Source organism: Streptomyces roseolilacinus, assembly GCF_014649335.1.
Taxonomy (GTDB): domain Bacteria; phylum Actinomycetota; class Actinomycetes; order Streptomycetales; family Streptomycetaceae; genus Streptomyces; species Streptomyces roseolilacinus.
Map to the genome: position 1 here is coordinate 1 of NZ_BMSV01000001.1, position 18,974 is coordinate 18,974.

General features: G+C 74.7%; 14 protein-coding genes. 6 read left to right on the forward strand and 8 right to left on the reverse strand.

What is annotated here, in order from left to right; genetic code table 11:
• Nucleotides 1-474: 474 nt before the first annotated feature.
• Nucleotides 475-1,998, forward strand: a complete 1,524-nt coding sequence (locus IE106_RS00005; protein ID WP_189529131.1) for a glycoside hydrolase family 43 protein — start codon at nucleotides 475-477, stop codon at nucleotides 1,996-1,998.
• 124 nt (nucleotides 1,999-2,122) lie between these two features.
• Here IE106_RS00005 and IE106_RS00010 read toward each other — a convergent pair whose 3' ends face one another.
• Complete coding sequence (locus tag IE106_RS00010) at nucleotides 2,123-2,338, reverse strand: EF-hand domain-containing protein (protein WP_189529132.1); 216 nt, start codon at nucleotides 2,336-2,338, stop codon at nucleotides 2,123-2,125.
• Between the two features lie 93 nt (nucleotides 2,339-2,431).
• Here IE106_RS00010 and IE106_RS00015 point away from each other — a divergent pair, with 93 nt between their 5' ends.
• Entirely contained in the window at nucleotides 2,432-3,070 is a 639-nt protein-coding gene (locus tag IE106_RS00015; RefSeq protein WP_189529133.1) for a GNAT family protein, read from the forward strand.
• Nucleotides 3,071-3,382: 312 nt separating this feature from the next.
• Here IE106_RS00015 and IE106_RS00020 read toward each other — a convergent pair whose 3' ends face one another.
• The 5 genes from IE106_RS00020 to IE106_RS00040 all read right to left on the reverse strand — a co-directional run bounded on the left by IE106_RS00020 (nucleotide 3,383) and on the right by IE106_RS00040 (nucleotide 9,294).
• Complete coding sequence (locus tag IE106_RS00020; protein WP_229839880.1) at nucleotides 3,383-4,561, reverse strand: YncE family protein; 1,179 nt, start codon at nucleotides 4,559-4,561, stop codon at nucleotides 3,383-3,385.
• A gap of 378 nt (nucleotides 4,562-4,939) precedes the next feature.
• Nucleotides 4,940-5,446, reverse strand: coding sequence for an ATP-binding protein (locus tag IE106_RS00025; RefSeq protein WP_189529135.1), 507 nt, complete (start codon nucleotides 5,444-5,446; stop codon nucleotides 4,940-4,942).
• A gap of 299 nt (nucleotides 5,447-5,745) precedes the next feature.
• A complete protein-coding gene (locus tag IE106_RS00030; protein WP_189529136.1) occupies nucleotides 5,746-6,513 on the reverse strand; it encodes an enoyl-CoA hydratase/isomerase family protein in 768 nt (255 codons plus the stop codon).
• Nucleotides 6,514-6,600: 87 nt separating this feature from the next.
• Entirely contained in the window at nucleotides 6,601-7,860 is a 1,260-nt protein-coding gene (locus IE106_RS00035; RefSeq protein ID WP_189529137.1) for an Ig-like domain-containing protein, read from the reverse strand.
• A 195-nt stretch (nucleotides 7,861-8,055) separates the two neighbouring features.
• Nucleotides 8,056-9,294 carry a L,D-transpeptidase gene (locus IE106_RS00040; RefSeq protein ID WP_229839882.1) on the reverse strand — a complete coding sequence of 413 codons (1,239 nt, stop codon included), beginning with the start codon at nucleotides 9,292-9,294 and terminating at the stop codon, nucleotides 8,056-8,058.
• 165 nt (nucleotides 9,295-9,459) lie between these two features.
• On the opposite strand from IE106_RS00040, the gene glgX reads away from it, so the two are divergent.
• From glgX to IE106_RS00055, 3 genes are all read left to right on the forward strand, one after another.
• Nucleotides 9,460-11,787: a glycogen debranching protein GlgX gene (glgX, locus tag IE106_RS00045; protein WP_189529139.1), complete on the forward strand. Its 2,328-nt coding sequence runs from the start codon at nucleotides 9,460-9,462 to the stop codon at nucleotides 11,785-11,787.
• A 106-nt stretch (nucleotides 11,788-11,893) separates the two neighbouring features.
• The gene (locus IE106_RS00050; protein ID WP_189529140.1) at nucleotides 11,894-13,726 is read left to right on the forward strand and encodes an ABC transporter ATP-binding protein; all 1,833 of its coding nucleotides are present in this window, start codon (nucleotides 11,894-11,896) and stop codon (nucleotides 13,724-13,726) included.
• The gene (locus tag IE106_RS00055; RefSeq protein ID WP_229839884.1) at nucleotides 13,723-15,594 is read left to right on the forward strand and encodes an ABC transporter ATP-binding protein; all 1,872 of its coding nucleotides are present in this window, start codon (nucleotides 13,723-13,725) and stop codon (nucleotides 15,592-15,594) included. Before IE106_RS00050 ends, IE106_RS00055 begins: the two co-directional genes overlap by 4 nt.
• A 72-nt stretch (nucleotides 15,595-15,666) precedes the next feature.
• On the opposite strand, the gene IE106_RS00060 is transcribed toward IE106_RS00055, so the two are convergent.
• Together IE106_RS00060 and IE106_RS00065 are read right to left on the reverse strand one after the other, a co-directional pair.
• Nucleotides 15,667-16,695: a serine hydrolase domain-containing protein gene (locus tag IE106_RS00060; RefSeq protein ID WP_229839887.1), complete on the reverse strand. Its 1,029-nt coding sequence runs from the start codon at nucleotides 16,693-16,695 to the stop codon at nucleotides 15,667-15,669.
• Nucleotides 16,696-16,940: 245 nt separating this feature from the next.
• Nucleotides 16,941-17,915 (reverse strand): LysR family transcriptional regulator, encoded by a 975-nt coding sequence (locus IE106_RS00065; protein WP_189529141.1) that lies wholly within the window; start codon nucleotides 17,913-17,915, stop codon nucleotides 16,941-16,943.
• An 83-nt stretch (nucleotides 17,916-17,998) separates the two neighbouring features.
• On the opposite strand from IE106_RS00065, the gene IE106_RS00070 reads away from it, so the two are divergent.
• Nucleotides 17,999-18,838, forward strand: coding sequence for an oxidoreductase (locus tag IE106_RS00070; RefSeq protein WP_189529142.1), 840 nt, complete (start codon nucleotides 17,999-18,001; stop codon nucleotides 18,836-18,838).
• Nucleotides 18,839-18,974 lie beyond the last annotated feature (136 nt).

The following is an 18,974-nucleotide window of genomic DNA, read 5'->3' on the forward strand; positions in this document are numbered from 1 at the left end:
CCGTGAAGTACAAGGAGACCGCACGCGGCGGGCTGGCGGTCAACATCATCGAGTGCTGAGCCGACGGCCCCGGCCCGCTCCCGCCGTCTCGCGGAGCGGGCCGGGGCCTTCCCTCTCCCCTCCCCCGCGAAGAGGCACCGAGCCGGAGAGGGCCTCGTCCACTCCCCTTCCGTCGAAGCGCATCAACTTCCCTTCCCCCTTTCCTCTCCCCCACCCGCCGACACCGGCCGGCTCCGTCCACGACGACGGCGGCCGTTCTCGCGCTGCCCGTACTCTTGCCGCGCCGGCGATCTCGTCACTACGCTCCTCCCGGGAATCGAAGCGCTTCACCATCGCGTGTGACAGCGGTACCGAGACCGGCGCTCCACCGGGATCCGCCCGCGCCGGCCGGCGTGCGCGGTGCCGCCCCGGCCGCACCGCGCCGCACCGCGCCGTGTCGCACCGCGTCGCGCCCGGCGAAGGGGAGGGGACGGCATGGCGTTCGGAGGGCAGGCGGACGGCACCGTCGCCAACCCGGTGATCCCCGGCTTCCACCCCGACCCCAGCGTCTGCCGTGTGGGCGACGACTACTACCTGGCGTGCTCCAGCTTCGAGTACTTCCCCGGCGTGCCCCTCTTCCACAGCCGCGACCTGGTGCACTGGACCCAGATCGGCAACGCCCTGGACCGGCCGGGCCAGCTGCGCCTCCCGGCGGACACCCCGGCCTCCGGCGGGATCTACGCGCCCACGCTGCGCCACCACGACGGCCGGTTCTGGCTGATCGTCACCAACGTCAGCGACGGCGGCAACCTGCTGTTCACCACGACCGACCCGGCCGGGCCGTGGTCCGACCCGGTCCGGCTGCCCGGCGTCACCGGCATCGACCCCGACCTCGCCTGGGACGAGGAGGGCACCTGCTGGTGCACGGTCGCCGGGGTCCACCAGGTGCGCATCGACCCGTACACCGGGGAGACGTTCGGCCCGCCGCGCCGGATCTGGTCCGGCACGCCCGGCGCCAAGGCCCCGGAGGCGCCGCACCTGTACCGGATCGGTGACCACTGGTACCTGCTCATCGCCGAGGGCGGCACCGAACGCGGCCACGGCGTCTCGGTCGCCCGGGGCCGCACCCCGGCCGGCCCCTTCGAGCCGTGCCCGGCCAACCCGGTCCTGACGCACCGCGGCCTCGACCACCCGATCCAGAACACCGGCCACGCCGACCTGGTCCAGGCGCCCGACGGCTCGTGGTGGATGGTGCTGCTCGGCGTGCGACCGGGCGGCGGCACCCCCGGCTGGCACGTGCTCGGCCGGGAGACCTTCCTGGCGCCGGTGGACTGGGTGGACGGCTGGCCCGTCGTCGGCGACCTGTCGCCCGCCCCGGCCGCACCCCCCTGGCCCCTCCGGCCGGGCCCCGCCGTGCCGCGCCGCGACGACTTCGACCTCGGCGAACCGCAGCCGTGCTGGATCTCGCCGCGCGACCGCTCCGCCCGGCACTGCACGACCGGGAAGCGCGCCGGGTGGCTGACCCTGCACGCCCGCGGGGGCTCCCTGGACGACCTCGACGCCGTGTTCCTCGGCCGGCGCCAGCAGCACCCGTCGTGCCGGGTACGCGCGCTCGTCGACCCTGCGGGGGGACGCGGCGGCCTGGCGGTCCGGCTCGACGAGCGGCACCACTACGAGATCGAGGCGGACTCCGCGGAGGTGAGGCTGATCGCCCGCATCGGCCCGCTGCGCACGGTGGTGGCGTCCCGGCCGGTACCGGCGGCCGGCCCCCTGGTCCTCGGCGTCGACGTGACCGCCGTGCGCACGCCCCACGATCCGCGCTCCGGCCCCGACGACCTCTCCCTCGGCGTCGAGGAGCGGGACGGCGCGTTCACCCCGCTCGGCACCCTCGACGGCCGGTACCTGTCCACCGAGGTGGCCGGCGGCTTCACCGGCCGGGTCATCGGCATGTACGCCGCGGCCGGCACGGTCCACTTCGACTGGTTCGACTACGAACCGCTCGACCCCCCGCACCCGTGACGTTCCGCCCTTCCCCTTCCGGAGCGGCGGCGCCCCTCGGTGCGCACCGGGCGGCCGGCACGCGCCGAGGGGGCGTCACCACCGCGGGTCGCGGGGGACGCCCCCTCGGGCGCGTGCGGGCGGTTCAGGCCCTGTTGAGGTGGGCCCAGAACTCGTCCCAGCTCAGCTGGCCGTCGGCGTTGCCGTCCTGCGCGTTGATGACCGCCTGGGCGACCGTCTCGGTGACCTGGAAGTCGCCGAGCTGCGCCATGACGCTCTTGTACTCCGCGGCCGTGATGAACCCGTCGCCGTTCACGTCGTAACGGTCGAAAGCCTTGCGCGCAGACTCGATGTCCGCCATCGCTCCACCCCTTCGTCTCTCTGTACTACGGCCGCAAGGGTATCCGCAGGGGGTGGTGGCCCGACGCGGTGGGCCTCGGGTGACGATGGGGGCATGAGCGACGAGGTGGCACGGGTCCTGGAGGCGGCGGCGCGCGGCGAGTTCCCGGCGCCGGATGGTTCGACGGTGATCGTCCCGCAGCCGAGCCGGCGCGACGCGGGCGTGCTGGCCTTCACGGCGCACTCGGTGGTGTTCCTCGACGAGGACCCGGAGTGGGTCCGCGCCGAGCTGGCCGCCGCCGGCAGCGATCCGCTGGCCGCGTCGATGAACCCGCTGTTCCTGGCGTCGCTGATGCGCCGCACGGGGCGGTCGATGGACACGGTGGACCTGCTGACCGTGGCGCCGGCGCTCCCGGGCGGGCCGCCCGTGCCGCTGCGGGAGATCGAGGACCCGGAGCACCCGCGGGTGGTGCGGGCCCGGAAGTACCGCGACGACGTACGGGTGTGGCGGGCGGACGGAGGGGTCGTCGTCCTGGGGCGCGCCGTCGCGGGCCGGTGGGAGGCGGCGATCGAACTGGACGAGGAGGCACGGGGGCGGGGCCTGGGCGTGCGGCTGGCCCTGGCCGCCCGCCACCTGGTGCCGGGCGGCCACGTGTGGGCGCAGCAGCCTCCGGGCAACGCCCGCAGCGTGCGGACGTTCCAGGCGGCCGGCTACCGCCCGGTGTGCGCGGAGGCCCTCCTCACAGCCAGCTGAGCACCGCCTTTCGCCCCCCTGCGCCCCCGAACCCTCCGGCGGGCCCACACCCGCGCCGGGGAGGGGGGGCGCCCCCGTGGGCCGCTCGTGAAGCCGAAGGGCACGTGCAGGCCGGGCCGATGGGGGGTGCGCTTCGTGCGGGGCCGGGTCGCCGGGGAGGGGGAGGGTTCCCCGCTGGGCCGCTCGTGGAGCCGAAGGGGCGCGTGGGTGTCGACAGGCCGATCGCGCGCAGGCCCTGAGGGACGAAGGGCTGAGCACGTTCGGCCTGTCGACACCCGCTCCCAGCGCCCCGGAGGCGCAACGAGCCAAAAATTACCTAAACACCCCGGTATGCCCCAGCGAATAGCGGCCCGGCTGGGGGTAGACCGCCAGGCCGTGGGGGCCGGCGCCGACGGGGATGCGGGCGAGTTGCCGGCCGGTGGTGGTGTCGATGGCGTACACCTCGGAGTCGTACCGTCCGGACAGCCACAGGACCTTGCCGTCGGCCGAGACGCCGCCCATGTCCGGGGAGCCGCCGTCCGGGAGCCACCATTTCTTCGTCAGTTTGTTCTTGGTGAAGTCGAAGACGGAGACGGAGCCCTCACCGCGGTTGGGGATGTACATCTCCTTGGAGTCGCGGGAGACGTAGAGGCCGTGGCAGCCCTTGCCGGTGGGCAGGAGGCGGGGGGTGGCGAAGGTGTCGGCGTCGAGGGCCCAGATGCCGTGGGCCGTCATGTCGGCGATGTAGAAGGTCTTCCCGTCCGGTGAGAGTTTCACGTCCTGTGGCATGGCGCCGTCGAAGGGGAGTTCGCGCCGGGCGACGACCTTCATCCTCTGGGTGTCGACTTTGAGCAGTTCGCCGGAGAACTCGCAGGAGACGACGAAGTGGCGGCCGTCGGCGGAGAAGTCGGCGTGGTTGACCCCGTAGCAGGGGACGGGTTCGGTGTGGCGGCGTTCCATGGTGTGGGGGTCGCGGAAGACGATCTCCCGGTCGAGGGAGGCCATGACGACGGCGTACCTGCCGTTGGACGTGAAGTAGAGGTTGTACGGGTCGTGGACCTCGACGTCCTTGCCGCGCCTGCCCGTGCGGGGGTCGATGGGGGTGAGGGTGTGGCCCTGGTTGTTGTTGACCCAGAGGGTCTTGAGGTCCCAGGACGGGACGACGTGCTGGGGGTGTCTGCCGACCGGGATGGTCTCGACGACCCGGTAGGTCGCGGGGTCGATGACGGACACCGTGTCGGAGAGGGTGTTGGGGACGTACACGCGGGAGGGGAAGTCCCTGACCACCGGGGAGAGCCGGTGGGGGCGGTCGGCGGCGTAGACGTCCCGGGGGTCGAGCGGGGGCGGCATGCCGGGCAGGGCGGCCGGCCCGGCGGGGGTGGCCTTCGCCGGGGCGGCCTGGCGCGGTGCGGTGGCCTTCGGCGGGGCGGATCCACCGGAGCAGCCGGCGAGGGCGGCCAGCAGCGCGGCCGCGACGAGGCCGAGGGAACGCTTGCTCGGGAGCGGGGTCACGTGTCCATTTAAGGAGGAGGAGGGGGGAAAGGTGCCGATTGGCGCAGGGCATGCCTTTCGCGCGTCGACGGAGCGGGCGCACCGGAGAGGCATCCAAGGAGGGGAAGCACTCAGTCAATCCGATAATTATTCATGGTTTTCCAGGCGAGTGGCCGACCTCACCTTGGAATCATCGGGGAATTGTCCGAGTTGCTCACTCTTGAGGAGCCTTGGGAGTTTGGCGACAAGGCCCCCGTCTGCCATAGTCGAGGCATACGACCCCCTTGACCCGGGCCAGGTCGTCGACAGCGCCGTCGGACACACCCCTCCTCGTCCGCGGCGCTCCCCCCAGAAGCCCCCGCGGCGCCCCACGACGGTGCGCAGGGGGCTTCTGTGCGTTCAGCGGTCGGTGACCCGCATCTCGAACCAGGTGTTCTTGCCGCGCGGCAGGAGGTCGACGCCCCAGCGGTCCGAGAGCTTGTCCACGACGAACAGCCCGCGTCCGCTGACGTCCATGCTCCGCACCGGCATGAGGCACGGCAGGCCGCGCGACGGGTCGCGCACCTCCACCCGGATCCGGCCACCCCGGCGGCGGTACATGCGCAGCCCGAACGCGCGGGCGCCGGTGTGCCGCACGGCGTTGCCGACGAGTTCGGAGACGAGCAGGATCACGTCCTCGGCGATCTGCGGGCCGAGCGACCAGGTGCGCAGGACGACGCACTGGGCGAGCCGGCGGGCGATCGCGGCGGACTCGGGGCGGGAGGGCAGCCGTACCTCCTCCACGCTCGGATCGCCGTACAGTTCGAGCGCCTTGAGGGCCTGCTCGTCATCCGCGGAGGGTACCCATCTCGCCGCGGTGGCACCGCCGTGCTGCCACGGTCGCTCCACACCATCCAGCCCCGCCATGCCCACCATCATGGCCGTCCGGCGGGACCCGCGGGGCGGTTCCGCGGGAATCGACCCGGCGGAACTGGCCGCCCCGCGGGCCGCCGACGGCATATGACGCGGGCATCGGAAGTCCTTCGCACCCGCGCTGACCTGCGGTGACGCGACACGTCACCAGGGTGGCGGAGATGGCCGATCCAGGGCTCCCCAACGGTTCCACCAGGGACCTCAAACCACCCGGACGGTGGAATTCCCGGCGCGCGGATCCTCCCGCGCCGCGGCACCGCCCGGACGGTTCGGACGCCCCAACGGGGTCCCGCTCAGAGGAACTTGGCCTTGCCCGGCCCCTCCTCGACGAAGCTGCGCATGCCGCGCTCCCGGTCCTCGGTGGCGAACAGGCCCGCGAACCAGTTGCGTTCGATCGCCAGACCCGTGTCGATGTCCGTCTCCAGACCGGCGTCCACCGACTCCTTGGCGGCGCGCAGGGCGAGCGCCGGGCCCTGCGCGAGCTTCGCGGCCCAGGCGTGCGCCTGCTCGTACACCTCGGCGGCGGGGACGACCCGGTCGACCAGGCCGATCGCCAGGGCCTCGTCGGCCTTGACGTGGCGGCCGGTGAAGATGAGGTCCTTGGCCTTCGAGGGACCCACGAGCCGGGCGAGGCGCTGGGTGCCGCCCGCGCCGGGGATGAGGCCGAGCAGGATCTCGGGCTGGCCCAGCTTCGCGTTGTCGGCGGCGATGCGGAAGTCGGCGCACAGCGCCAGCTCGCAGCCGCCGCCCAGGGCGTAGCCGGTGACGGCGGCGACGACGGGCTTGGGGATGCGGGCGACGGCGGTGAAGGAGTCCTGGAGGGCCTTGCCCCGCACCACCATGGCCGCGTGGTCCATGAGCTGCATCTCCTTGATGTCCGCGCCGGCGGCGAACACCTTCTCCCCGCCGTGGACGACGACGGCGCGGACGTCGTCGCGGCCCGCGGCCTCCTCGGCGAGTTCCTTGAGCCGGTCCTGCGTGGCGATGTCCAGCGCGTTCATCGGGGGGCGGTCCAGGCGGATGGTGCCGACGCCCGCGGAAACTTCGAGAGTCACTGTCATACGGGGCAGGTTAGCCGCCGTTAACGCCGCGGGGACCGGTGCGGTTCGTCACAGCACCGGTCCCCGCGGGCGGAATTCACCGTTCGGTCACTTGGTCCACTCCGACCACGGCATGTTCCAGCCGTTGAGGCCGTTGTCCGGCTGGATCTGCTTGTCCTTGGAGTTCTTCACGACGACCACGTCACCGATGAGGGAGTTGTCGTAGAACCAGGCGGCCGGCGTCGAGCCGTCGTACGCGCCGCGCACGTCGCGCAGGCCGACGCAGCCGTGGCTGACGTTGGAGGAGCCGAAGGTGCCCGCCGACGCCCAGTAGTTGCCGTGGACGAAGGTGCCCGAGGTGGACAGGCGCATCGCGTGCGGCACGTCCTTGATGTCGTACTCGCCGCCGAAGCCGACGGTCGCGCCGTTCATCCGGGTCACCTTGTACTTCTCGCTGATGACCATCTGGCCGTTGTACGTGGTGGTGGACGGGGCGCCCGCGGTGATCGGGATGGTCTTGATCGTCTTGCCGTCGCGGACGACCGTCATGGTCTTGGCGCTCGCGTCGACGGTGGAGACCTGGCTGCGGCCGATGGTGAAGGCGAACTTCTTGGTCTGCTTGCCGTAGACGCCGGGGCGGCCCTCGACGCCGTCCAGGTTGAGCTCGACGGTCACCTTGGTGCCGGGCGCCCAGTACTTCTCCGGGCGGAAGTCGAGCCGGTCGTTGCCGAACCAGTGGCCCTCGATCGGCACGGCCGGCACGGCGGTCACCTTGATGCCGGCCTCGACGGCCTCCGGGGCGGTGATGCCCCGGGTGAAGTTGATGGACACCGGCATGCCGACGCCGACCGTCTGGCCGTCCTCGGGCGTGTAGTGGCCGACGAACGTGTTCTTCGGGACGAGCGTGGTGAAGGTCGTGTCCTTGGCCGACTCACGACCCGCCGCGTCCTTGGCGACCGCGTGCACCTTGTACCTGGTGGCCGCCGCCAGGTGCCTGACCGGCTGCCAGCTGGTGGCGTCCGCGGACAGGGCGCCCTCGACGGGCCGGCCCTTGGAGTCGGTGACGGTGACCGTGGTCAGCTTGCCGCTCTCCGCGGTGACCTTCAGCGCGCCGCTGGTCGCGACCGCGTCGGCGCCGTCCTTCGGCGCGACGGTGACGACGGCCTGCGAGGCGGCGTTCTCCACCTGCCCCGAGCCGTTCTTGCCCGGCGCGCCGCCCTTGCCGTCCTCCGCCGAGCCCCCGCCACCGCACGCGGTGACGAGCAGCAGCAACGTTCCGGCGACGACGGCCAGCGGTCCTCTGCCCCGGCCGCGCCGGCTCCGCGGCGCGACTCCGGCCGACGCCCCCGATATCGGCTGCCCCTTCACGATGAACTCTCCCCTCGCACGGCCCGGCACCGCCGTGGCCTGCACCCCCGCGCGCTGCACTCGCACGCACCGCGTTAGATAATCACACCGCGAGCGGCGCCGAGCACACCGGATTGTCACCGTTCGGTCCCAAGTCGTTCACATGACCACCTTCCCCGTCCGGGGTGTGCCGGACGGGGTGTGCGGGGCGCGGGGTCAGCGCAGGGCGGAGCCGGCCTTCCACCGCCTCCAGTCCATGTTCCAGCCGCCCAGCCCGTTGTCGGGAGCGACCTTCCGGTCACGCGAGTTGACCACCTCGACGACGTCGCCGACGAGGGTCCGGTCGAAGAACCAGCCCGCCGGGGACGTGGCGCTGCCGCCCCTGACGTCGCGCAGCCCGACGCAGCCGTGGCTGACGTTGGCCGCGCCGAACACCGACGGCTCCGCCCAGTAGTTGCCGTGCAGGAAGGTGCCCGAGTCGGTCAGCCGCATCGCGTGCGGCACGTCCTTGATGTCGTACTCGCCCTTGCCCTGGGCGTCGGTGAAGCCGACCGTGGCGCCGTTCATCCGGGTCGTCTCGAACAGCTCGGTCACCACCATCCTCCCGTTGTACGTGGTGGTCCTCGACGCCCCGGCGGTGACGGGCAGCGTCGCGAGGAGGCGGCCCCCGCGGCGCACCTCCATCGTGTGGGCCGCGGCGTCGACGCGGGAGACCTGCGAGCGGCCGACCGTGAACCGCACGGTCCGGCGCTGGACGCCGTACACGCCGGGCGCCGCCTCCACGTCCCGCAGCCGCAGGTCGACGGTGACCCGCGTGCCGGGCCGCCAGTACCGCTCGGGGCGCAGGTCGAGCCGGTCGGCCCCGAACCAGTGGCCGGCGACCTCGACGGGCGGGTCGGCGGTGACCCGGACCGCCCGCTCCACGGCGGCGCGGTCGCGCACGGGGCGGTTGAAGCGGAAGGAGACGATCATGCCGGTGCCGACCGTGGCGTGGTCCTCCGGCGTGAAGTAGCCGATGAAGCGGTGCGCGGGGACGAGCGTGGTGAACGTGGTGTGCCGGGCGGAGCGGCGGCCGTGCCCGTCCAGGGCGACGGCGTCGACCGCGTACTTGGCGGCCGGCGCCAGCCGCGTCCCGGCCCCGGGCCGCCAGCGCAGCCCGTCGGGGGTCACCGCGCCGGGCACCTCCGCCGGTTCCGCGTCCTCGACCCTGCGGACCCGGACGCTCTCCAGCCGCCCGCTCGGCACCCGCACCTCCAGCCGGCCGTCCGGCGGTACGTCCCGCGCGCCGTCGTGCGGGGTCACCCGGATGGTGTCACCCCCGCGGCCGGCCCCGCCCTCCCCGCCGCCGAAGGCGCCCGCGCCGCCCGCCGTGCACCCGGCCAGCACGGCCGCCGCTCCCGCCCAGACCGTCGCCGCGGCGACGCCGAGCCCTGCCAGTCTCCGTACGTGTCTCACGGTCCGCCCAACGACCGGCCCCCCGGCAGGGAAACGTCTGTACGGGTCGTGTTCGGGGCGGCCCATGTTGGGAGCGGGAGACTCCGGGCAGAACACGGGGAGGACCGGAGCGGGGCGGTCGGGAACCCCGGCCCGGTCGCCGGACGAGCCTCGGGAGGCCGGCAGGTGTCCAGCGCAGCCGAACAGAGTCCAGCCCAGGGCGCGGTCCCGGGGGCACCGGACACGTCCCCCGAGGCACGCCGTGCGGGGCCGAACGGGTTACGCCGCAGGGGGCGGGCGGTCACCGACACCGGCCCCGGAGCCCACGCGGCCCCGGACGCGGCCGCGCCGGCGCCGCCACCCGCCTGGCCGGGGGCGCCGACGCCGCTGGGCGCCCGCTTCCGCGCCGGCCCCGACGGGACGGCCGGCACCAACTTCGCGTTGTGGGCGGGCGGCGCCGAGGCCGTCGAGGTGTGCCTGTTCGCACCGGACGGCACGGAGACGCGGGTGCCCCTGACGGAGCTGACGCACGGGATCTGGCACGGCTTCGTGCCGGGCGTGCGGCCGGGCGCGCGGTACGGCTACCGGGTGCACGGCCGGTGGGACCCGTGGACCGGCGCCCGCTGGAACCCGGCGAAGCTGCTCCTCGACCCGTACGCGCGCGCGGTCGACGGCGACTTCGGCGCGCTGCCGCCGGAGGTGTACGGGCACGTGCGGGACTGGCCGGACCAGCACGTCGCGGACACCGTGCGCGACGACCGCGACTCGGCGCCGTACGTGCCGAAGGGCGTCGTGGTGCACGACGACGCGCCCGGCGACGAGTGGGCCGACGACCGCAGGCCCAAGACGCCGTGGGCGGACTCCGTCATCTACGAACTCCACGTGCGGGGCTTCACCATGCGCCACCCCGGCGTCCCGGAGGAGCTGCGCGGCACGTACGCGGGGCTGGCGCACCCGGCGGCGGTCGACCACCTGGTGCGCCTGGGGGTGACGGCGGTGGAGCTGCTGCCGGTGCACCAGTTCGCGCACGAGGACCACCTGCTGCGGCGCGGGCTGCGCAACCACTGGGGCTACAACTCCATCGGCTACTTCGCGCCGCACGCCGCGTACGCCGCGACCGGGACGGGCGGGCAGCAGGTCGGGGAGTTCCGGCGGATGGTGCGCGCGCTGCACGAGGCCGGCATCGAGGTGATCCTCGACGTGGTCTACAACCACACGGCGGAGGCCGGCGAGCTGGGCCCGATGCTGTCGCTGCGGGGCGTCGACAACCGGGGCTACTACCGGCTCCAGCCCGACGCCCGCCGGTACGCGGACTACACCGGCTGCGGCAACACGCTGCACGTCGTCCAGCCGCAGGTGCTGCGCCTGATCACCGACTCGCTGCGCTACTGGGTGACGGAGATGGGCGTGGACGGCTTCCGCTTCGACCTGGCGGCGGCGCTGGCCCGGTCGATGCACGACGTCGACATGCTGTCGCCGTTCCTCGCGGTGATCGCGCAGGACCCGGTGCTGCGGCGGGTGAAGCTGATCGCCGAGCCGTGGGACGTGGGCAGCGGCGGCTACCAGGTGGGCGCCTTCCCGCCGCTGTGGACGGAGTGGAACGACCGCTACCGGGACGCGGTGCGGGACTTCTGGCGCGGCGCCCTGCCCGACGTGCGGGACCTGGGGTACCGGCTGGCGGGGTCGAGCGACCTGTACGCCTGGGGCGGGCGCCGCCCGTACGCGTCGGTCAACTTCGTCACCGCGCACGACGGGTTCACGCTGCGCGACCTCGTGTCGTACGAGCACAAGCACAACGAGGCGAACGGCGAGGACAACCGGGACGGCACGAACGACAACCGGTCGTGGAACTGCGGCGCCGAGGGCGAGACCGACGACGCGTCCGTGACCGCGCTGCGCCGCCGCCAGATCCGCAACCTGCTGACCACGCTGCTGCTGTCCACGGGGGTGCCTATGCTGGTCGCCGGGGACGAGATGGGGCGCACGCAGGGCGGCAACAACAACGCCTACTGCCAGGACAACGGGATCGGCTGGGTGGATTGGTCGCTGCTGGAGGAGCCGTGGGCGCGGGAGCTGCTCGCGCTGGCCCGGCGGCTGCTGGCGCTGCGCCACGCGCACCCGGTGCTGCGGCGCCGGGCGTTCTTCTCCGGCCGCCCGCAGGGCGCCGACGGGCTGCGGGACCTGGCGTGGTTCACGGCGGCGGGGGCGGAGATGACCGAGGGCGACTGGTACGCGCCGGCCCGGACGATCGCCTTCTACCTGTCGGGGCGGGACATCCCGGGGCGCGACGAGCGGGGCCGGGCGGTCGTGGACGACAGCTTCCTGGTGATCCTCCACGCGGGTGACGGGCCGGTCGAGCACCGGCTGCCGGGACCGCCGTGGGCGCAGGAGTACGAACTGGTCGTCGACACCTCGCGGGAGGAGCAGGCGCAAGCGCCGGGCACCCTGTGCCCGGGCGGGGAGGCGGTGACGGTGCCGGCGAGGTCGGCGCTGCTGTGGCGGGTGAACGGATGAGCGGCGTCCGGCGGGTGGACGGGCGAGCGTCCGGCGGGTGAACGGGTCGGCGTTCGGCGGAAAACCGCGTGAGCGAAGTCAGGGGTGAACCCTAGGCTCGGTCCTGATGCCTGCCTCGACCTCCGCCGCCCCGCGCCCCGTCGCCCCCAAGCGCTCCGCCGTACGCTCCCTGCTGCGGCTGTGGCCCTACCTGCGGCCGGTGCGGGGGCGGTTCCTCGCGGCGGCGTTCGTGGCGGTCGTGGCGTCCTGCCTGAGCCTGGTCATCCCGCTGGTGCTGAAGTGGATGGTGGACGGCCCGGTCGCCGGGCGCGACCCGGACGGCGTGTGGCTGGGGGCGCTCGCGGTGCTGGGGCTCGGCGTGGCCGAGGCGCTGCTGTTCGGCCTGCGGCGCTGGCTGGTGGCGCGGCCGTCGACGCGGGTGGAGGCGTCCCTGCGCGCCGACCTGTACCGGCGGCTGCAGCGGCTGCCGGTGGCGTTCCACGACCGGTGGGCGTCGGGTCAGCTGCTGTCGCGCGGGACGACGGACCTGTCGCTGCTGCGGATGTTCCTGGTCTTCCCCCTGACGTTCCTGTTCGTCAACGGGGTGACGGTCCTCGCCGGCTTCGTGGTGCTGCTGGCGCAGGACTGGTCGCTGGGGCTGGTGCTGCTGCTGCCGGTGGTGCCGCTGGTGGTGGGCTGCTCGCTGTTCGAGACGCGGTACTCGAAGGCGGCGCGGCGGGCGCAGGACCAGGTGGGCGACCTGACGACGCTGGTCGAGGAGAGCGTGCTCGGCATCCGCGTCGTGAAGGGCTTCGGCCGCCACCGCAGCCAGGCGCGCGCGTTCCGGGTGCTGGCGGAGCGGCTGCGCGGGACGGAGCTGCGCAAGGCCCGGCTGCTGGCGGCGATCTGGGCGTTCATCACGACCGTCCCGGAGCTGGCGATCGGCGCCGCGCTGGTGCTGGGCACGGTGCAGGTGGCGGACGGGGAGCTGTCGGCGGGGACGCTGGTGGCGTTCCTGTCGACGGCGCTGGCGCTGCGGTGGCCGGTGGAGTCCATCGGCTTCCTGCTGGCGATGAGCCAGGAGGCGGCGACGGCGACGGAGCGGTACTTCGAGGTGATGGACCAGGCGGAGGAGACCGCGGACCGGGCGCCGGGTGCGGTGGCGACGGCCGCGGACCGGGCGCCGGGGCGGGACGCGCCGGGCGGGGACGTGCCGGGCGGGGTGGTGTTCGAGGGCGTGACCTTCCGCTACCCGGACGCGCCGGAGGACTCCCCGCCGGTGCTGCGCGGGGTGGACCTGCGGATCCGGCCGGGCGAGACCCTGGCGCTGGTGGGCGCGACCGGGTCCGGGAAGACGACGCTGACGGCCCTGGTGCCGCGGCTGTACGAGCTGACGTCGGGCCGCGTCCTGCTCGACGGCGAGGACATCGCGGAGATGCCGAGGGAACGGCTGCGGTCACTGGTGGCGGTGGCGTTCGAGGAGCCGACGCTCTTCTCGGCGAGCGTCCGGGACAACGTGCTGATGGGCGCCGGCCCGGAGGCGGGCGACGCGGAGCTGCGGCGGGCGCTGGACGTGGCGCAGGCCGGTTTCGTGGCGGACCTGCCGCGGGGCGCGCGGACCGAGGTGGGCGAGCAGGGCCTGAGCCTGTCCGGCGGGCAGCGTCAGCGGCTGGCGCTGGCGCGCGCGGTCGTCGGCACGCCCCGGTTCCTCGTCCTGGACGACCCGCTGTCCGCGCTGGACGTGCACACCGAGGCGCTGGTGGAGGCCGCCCTGCGGGAGGTGCTGCGGGACACGACGGCGCTCGTGGTGGCGCACCGCCCGTCGACGGTGCTGCTGGCCGACCGGGTGGCGCTGCTGTCGGAGGGCCGGATCGCGGCGGTCGGGACGCACCAGGAGCTGCTGCGGACCAGCGCCGAGTACGCGTGGCTGATGTCGGGGACGGGAGACGGGAAGCGATGACGGCTCAGGACCAGGCGCTGCGCGAGCGCGAGACCTCCGAGGAGGGGCCGGACGGCGCCGCGGGGCCGGACGGGCGGGACCCGTTCGACCGGGACGCGCTGCCCGCGCCGAAGGGCGCGACGGGGGCGCTGCTGCGGTCGCTGCTCGCGCCCCGGCGGGCGCGGGTGGCGCTGGCGGCGCTGCTGCTGCTCCTCCAGCAGGCGGCCGTGCAGGCGGGGCCGCTGCTCGTCGCGTACGCCATCGACCGGGCCGTGCCGGCGCTGCGCCAGGGCGACCACGGACCGGTGGTCGCCGTGGCCGTGGGGTACGGGCTGTGCGCGCTGGGCGCCGGGCTGTTCCAGTACGGCTTCGTCGAGGCGTCGGCGCGGGTCAACCAGGACGTGCTGCTCGACCTGCGGGGCCGGATCTTCCGGCACGCCCAGGCGCTGAGCGTGGACTTCCACGAGCGGTACACGTCGGGGCGGCTCATCTCGCGGTCGACCACCGACGTGGAGTCGCTGCGGGAACTGCTGAGCGAGGGGCTCCAGGAACTGGTCAACGTGGTGCTGTCGTTCGCCAGCATCTCGCTGATCCTGCTGTGGCTGGACTGGGGCGTCGGCGCGGTCGCGGTGGCGTCGTTCGTACCGCTGTACCTGCTGGTGCGGAGGTACCGGCGGCGGGCCTCGGCCGCGTTCAGCGCGCGGTCCACGGCGATCGCGGCGGTCATCGTGAAGTTCGCGGAGACGATGAACGGCATCCGGCCGGTGCGGGCGTTCCGCCGGGAGCGGTCCAACGACGAGGCGTTCGGCGCCCTCAACCGGCACCACGAGCGGCGCAACGGCGACGCGATCCTGGAGATGGCCCGCTACGTGGTCGGGTCCCGGCTGGTGGCGAACACCGCCGTGGCGGGCATGGTGCTGTGGGGCGCCTACCGGGTGGCGGAGGGCACGCTGGCGCTCGGCGTGCTGGCGGCGGCCGTGTTGTACATGCGGCGGCTGTACGACCCGATCGACCGGCTGGGGATGTTCCTCAACGCCTACGAGTCGGCCGCCGCGTCCCTGGAGAAGATCGCCGGCCTGCTGGCGCAGCGGCCGACGGTCCCGGAGCCCGCCGTGTCGCGGGAACTGCCGCGGCGGCCGGCCCGGGCGCCGGGCCGGGAGGTCGTCTTCGAGGGCGTCCGCTTCGCGTACCGGACGGGCGGCGAGGTGCTGCCGCGCTTCGACCTGGCGATCCCGGCCGGGCAGACGGTGGCGGTGGTCGGTTCGACGGGCGCGGGCAAGTCGACGCTGGCGAAGCTGCTGGCGCGCTTCTACGACCCGTCCGAGGGCCGGGTCCTCCTCGACGGCGTCGACCTGCGGGACCTGTCCGCCTCCGAGCTGCGGCGCGGGGTGGTGATGGTGACGCAGGAGGCGTTCCTGTTCTCCGGGACGGTCGCGGAGAACATCGCGGTGGGCCGCCCGGACGCGACGCGCGAGGAGATCGAGCACGCCGCGAAGGCGATCGGTGCCCACGACTTCATCGCGGCGCTGCCGGACGGGTACGACACGGACGTGCGCAAGCGCGGCGGGCGCATCTCGGCGGGCCAGCGGCAGTTGGTGGCCTTCGCCCGCGCGCTGCTCGCCGACCCCGGGGTGCTGATCCTGGACGAGGCGACCAGTTCGCTGGACGTCCCCGGGGAGCGGGCGGTGCAGCGGGCGATGGACACGGTGCTGCACGGCCGTACGGCGGTGGTGATCGCGCACCGGCTGTCCACGGTGGAGATCGCCGACCGGGTGCTGGTGATGGAGCGCGGCCGGATCGTGGAGGACGGGCCGCCCGAGCGGCTGATCGCCGGGGAGGGCCGCTTCGCCGGTCTGCACCGGGCGTGGCGGGAGAGCCTGGTGGGCTGACGCCGCGTGGCCGCGGGGCCCGGCGGACGCGGACGCGCAGGACGCGGCCGCGCCGGCCGGGTGCCGGGGCCCTCAGCGTCCGGGCGGCCACCCCGGCCGTGTCCCGGCGAGCAGGTCGACGCCGATCCGGTCGGTGTCCTGCGGCCTGCCGCCGAGCCGGTGCACCAGGACCCACTCGCCGCCGTCGGTGAACGCCCCGGCGAAGGCGGAGGCGTCCCGGGTGGCGCCGTTGTGCCACCGGAGGCGGTCCGCCGTCTGCCAGGCGGACGCGGGGTCGCCGAACCGGCGCTCCACGAGCAGCCCGCTCACCACCGCGGCCATGGCCCGGGGCGTGGCCCACATGCCGCCCGCGGGCAGGATCGCCCCGTCCATGGTCCAGCCGGCCCGCACGCCGCCGAACCGGCCCCTCGCCCTCAGGGCGCGGTCGGCCGGCGGGGAGGCGGTCACCTCGTCGGCGACGCCCAGCGGCTCCAGGACGTGGGCGCGCAGCAGTTCCTCGTACGGCTGCCGGGTGGCGGCGGCGAGGGCGGCGCCCAGCACGGCGTACCCGAAGTTCGAGTACTCCGTGTGCCGGCCCGGGGGGTGCTCCACGAGCCGGTCCAGCCGGGTGAGCATCCCCCCGAGCGCCTCCGCGGTGAACGGCGCGTACGGGTCGCGGGCGGGTCCCCGGAGGCCCGGGGGCAGCCGGGGCAGGCCCGAGGTGTGCTCCATCAGGTGCCGCAGGGTGATGCCGGAGCCGGGCGGGGCCGGCAGCCACCGCTCCACCGGGTCGTCGGGGTCCAGCAGTCCCGCCGCGGCCGCGCGGACCAGGGCGGTGCCGGTGAGCACCTTCGTGAGCGACCCGATCTCGACGAACAGCGCAGGGTCGTGGCCGTGTTCCACGTGGGGCTCCCGCCCCGGGCGGAGCACGCACAGCGGCACGGCGCGCCGGAACCGCTCGCGGAGGGCCGTCCGGCGGCCCGCCCCGGCGGCCTTCGCCGCGGAGGCGGAGGCCGGCGGGGCGCCGGTGGAGACGCCGGCGGGGGCGTCGGAGCCGCCCTCGGCCGTCGCCGCGCCGGGCGTCGGCCGCTGCTCGTGTGGGGGTGTGGTCGGTCTGCTCACTGCTGCCCTTCGTGGTGGAGGCCGTCTTCCCGACGGCGTGTGCGGGGCCCCGCGTCGCGCGCCGCCCCGGCGGCGCGCGTCAACGGACTCGTGGACGGCCCCGATGCGACCGGTGACGTGCGCGTCGGACGCGTCCGGTCCCCCGGCCGGCGCCCGTGGTTCCGGGACCCTCCCGCCACCCGTACGCCGGTCCGTCCGCCGCGCCCGGTCCGGCTCCGGGGGCCCGGTGGGGGCGGTGGTGGGGTTCACGGCCGTGGTGCCTCCCGCGGGCGCGGGGCGCCGGCGGCACAGGACGGCGAGGCGGGTGGGGGCGGGGGGCCTTCGCCCGGGACGCGGCGGCACGCCTCGGCGTAGCCGGCGATCAGCGGGTGGTGCCGGTCCTCGGTGCGCCAGGCGAGCGCGTACCGGGTGGGGGCCAGATCGCGCACCGGGCGGGTGACGACCCCGCCGAGGGTGATCAGGGGGGCGTTGCCGACGGCGACCAGGACCACGCCCAGGCCGGCGACGAGCGCCTCGTACGTCTCCTCGGTACCGGCGACCTCGGCGCCGACGCGCGGCGGGCGGCCCGCGCGGGCGTCGACGGCCAGCCAGTGGTCGCGCAGCGGCCCGGCGCTCGCGGGCAGGGCGAGGAACGGCTCGTCGGCCAGGTCGGCGAAGTCCAGCGCGTCGCGCGCCGCGAGGGGATGCGTCTCCGGGAGAGCGACGAGGCGCGGCTCCTCGGCGACCACGGTCCACCCGTAGCGCTCCGGGAGGGGCAGCGGCAGCCAGACGAACGCCACGTCGCTGGTGCCGTCGGCGAGCCCGGCCGTCGGGTCGTCCCAGCTGTACTGGCGCAGCCGCAGGGACGCCTCGGGGTGGGCCGCGGTGAACCGGGAGCGGACGGCGGGCAGCAGGCCGCCGCGCCCGGGGCTGGTGCTCATCCCGACGCGGAGCGTGCCCCGCCGGGCCGCCTCCGCCCGCCGCAGGGCCTCCTCGGCGTCGTCCCAGGCGGCCAGGGCGCGCCGGGCGTGCGGCAGCAGCGCCTCGCCCGCGGAGGTGAGGGCCACGCCCCGCCGGTCCCGCAGGAACAGCGGTGTCCCCACCTGCCGCTCCAGGGACCTGATCTGCTTGCTCAGGGCCGGCTGGGACACGTAGAGCCGTTCCGCGGCACGCGTGAAGTGCAGTTCGTCGGCCACCGTGACGAAGTACCTGAGGTCCCGCCCGTGCACGTCCATGCCCATCGGCTATCACGACGGATCTTGGACGGGCAACTCGCCCCGCGCGCAGGCTGGTTGCGTCGGACGAGGACACGGGAGGGGCGAGCGTGCACAAGGTATGGCTGATCACGGGGGCCACCAGCGGGTTCGGGCGGGCGATCGCCGAGGCGGCGGTGGCCGACGGGGACGTGGTGGTGGGTGCGGCCCGGCGGCCGGAGGCGCTGGACGACCTGGTCGCGGCGCACCCGGACCAGGTGGACGCGGTGCGGCTGGACGTGGCGGACACGGCCGCCGTCGAGGCCGTCGTCGCCGACGTGGTGGCCCGGCACGGGCGGGTCGACGTGCTGGTCAACAACGCGGGGCGGACCCACGTCGGGGCGTTCGAGGAGACGACGGACGCCGAGCTGCGGGACCTGTTCGACCTGCACGTGTTCGGGCCGGCGGCGCTGGTGCGGGCGGTGCTGCCGCACATGCGGGAGCGCCGGTCGGGGGCCGTGGTGCAGATGAGCAGCATGGGCGGGCAGATGTCGTTCGCCGGGTTCTCGGCGTACAGCGGCACCAAGTTCGCGCTGGAGGGGATGTCGGAGGCGCTGGCGGAGGAGGTGCGCGCGTTCGGCGTGAAGGTGCTGGTCGTGGAGCCGGGGGCGTTCCGGACGTCGCTGTTCGACCGGGCGGGCGCGAGTGCGGAGTCGGAGGCGTACGCCGCGTCGGTCGGGGTCACCCGGCGCATGATCGCCGAGGGGGCGGGCCGGCAGCCGGGCGACCCGGCGAAGGCCGCGGCGCTGGTCCTGGCCGCACTGGAGGCGGAGGAGACGCCGCTGCGGCTGCCGCTCGGCGACGACGGCGTGACGGCGGTGCTCGGCCATCTCGACCAGGTGCGGTCCGAGGTCACGGCCTGGGAGGAGCGCACCCGGGCGACCGCCTTCGACGACGAGCCGGTCGGCTGAGGCCGGGCCGCCTGGGACGCGGCGGGGGCCGAGCCCCCGCCGCTTCCGCGCGCCCGGCCCCGCTCCGGGCGCGCGCCGGCGGGCCGGACGGCACACGGCGCCGTAACACCGCCTTGACGTCCGGTTAACGGACCCG

Coding starts and splice junctions, on each gene's coding strand:
- IE106_RS00005 (WP_189529131.1), top strand. CDS start 475: ATGGCGTTCGGAGGGCAGGCGGACGGCACCGTCGCCAACCCGGTGATC.
- IE106_RS00010 (WP_189529132.1), bottom strand. CDS start 2,338: ATGGCGGACATCGAGTCTGCGCGCAAGGCTTTCGACCGTTACGACGTG.
- IE106_RS00015 (WP_189529133.1), top strand. CDS start 2,432: ATGAGCGACGAGGTGGCACGGGTCCTGGAGGCGGCGGCGCGCGGCGAG.
- IE106_RS00025 (WP_189529135.1), bottom strand. CDS start 5,446: ATGGCGGGGCTGGATGGTGTGGAGCGACCGTGGCAGCACGGCGGTGCC.
- IE106_RS00030 (WP_189529136.1), bottom strand. CDS start 6,513: ATGACAGTGACTCTCGAAGTTTCCGCGGGCGTCGGCACCATCCGCCTG.
- IE106_RS00050 (WP_189529140.1), top strand. CDS start 11,894: ATGCCTGCCTCGACCTCCGCCGCCCCGCGCCCCGTCGCCCCCAAGCGC.
- IE106_RS00055 (WP_229839884.1), top strand. CDS start 13,723: ATGACGGCTCAGGACCAGGCGCTGCGCGAGCGCGAGACCTCCGAGGAG.
- IE106_RS00065 (WP_189529141.1), bottom strand. CDS start 17,915: ATGGGCATGGACGTGCACGGGCGGGACCTCAGGTACTTCGTCACGGTG.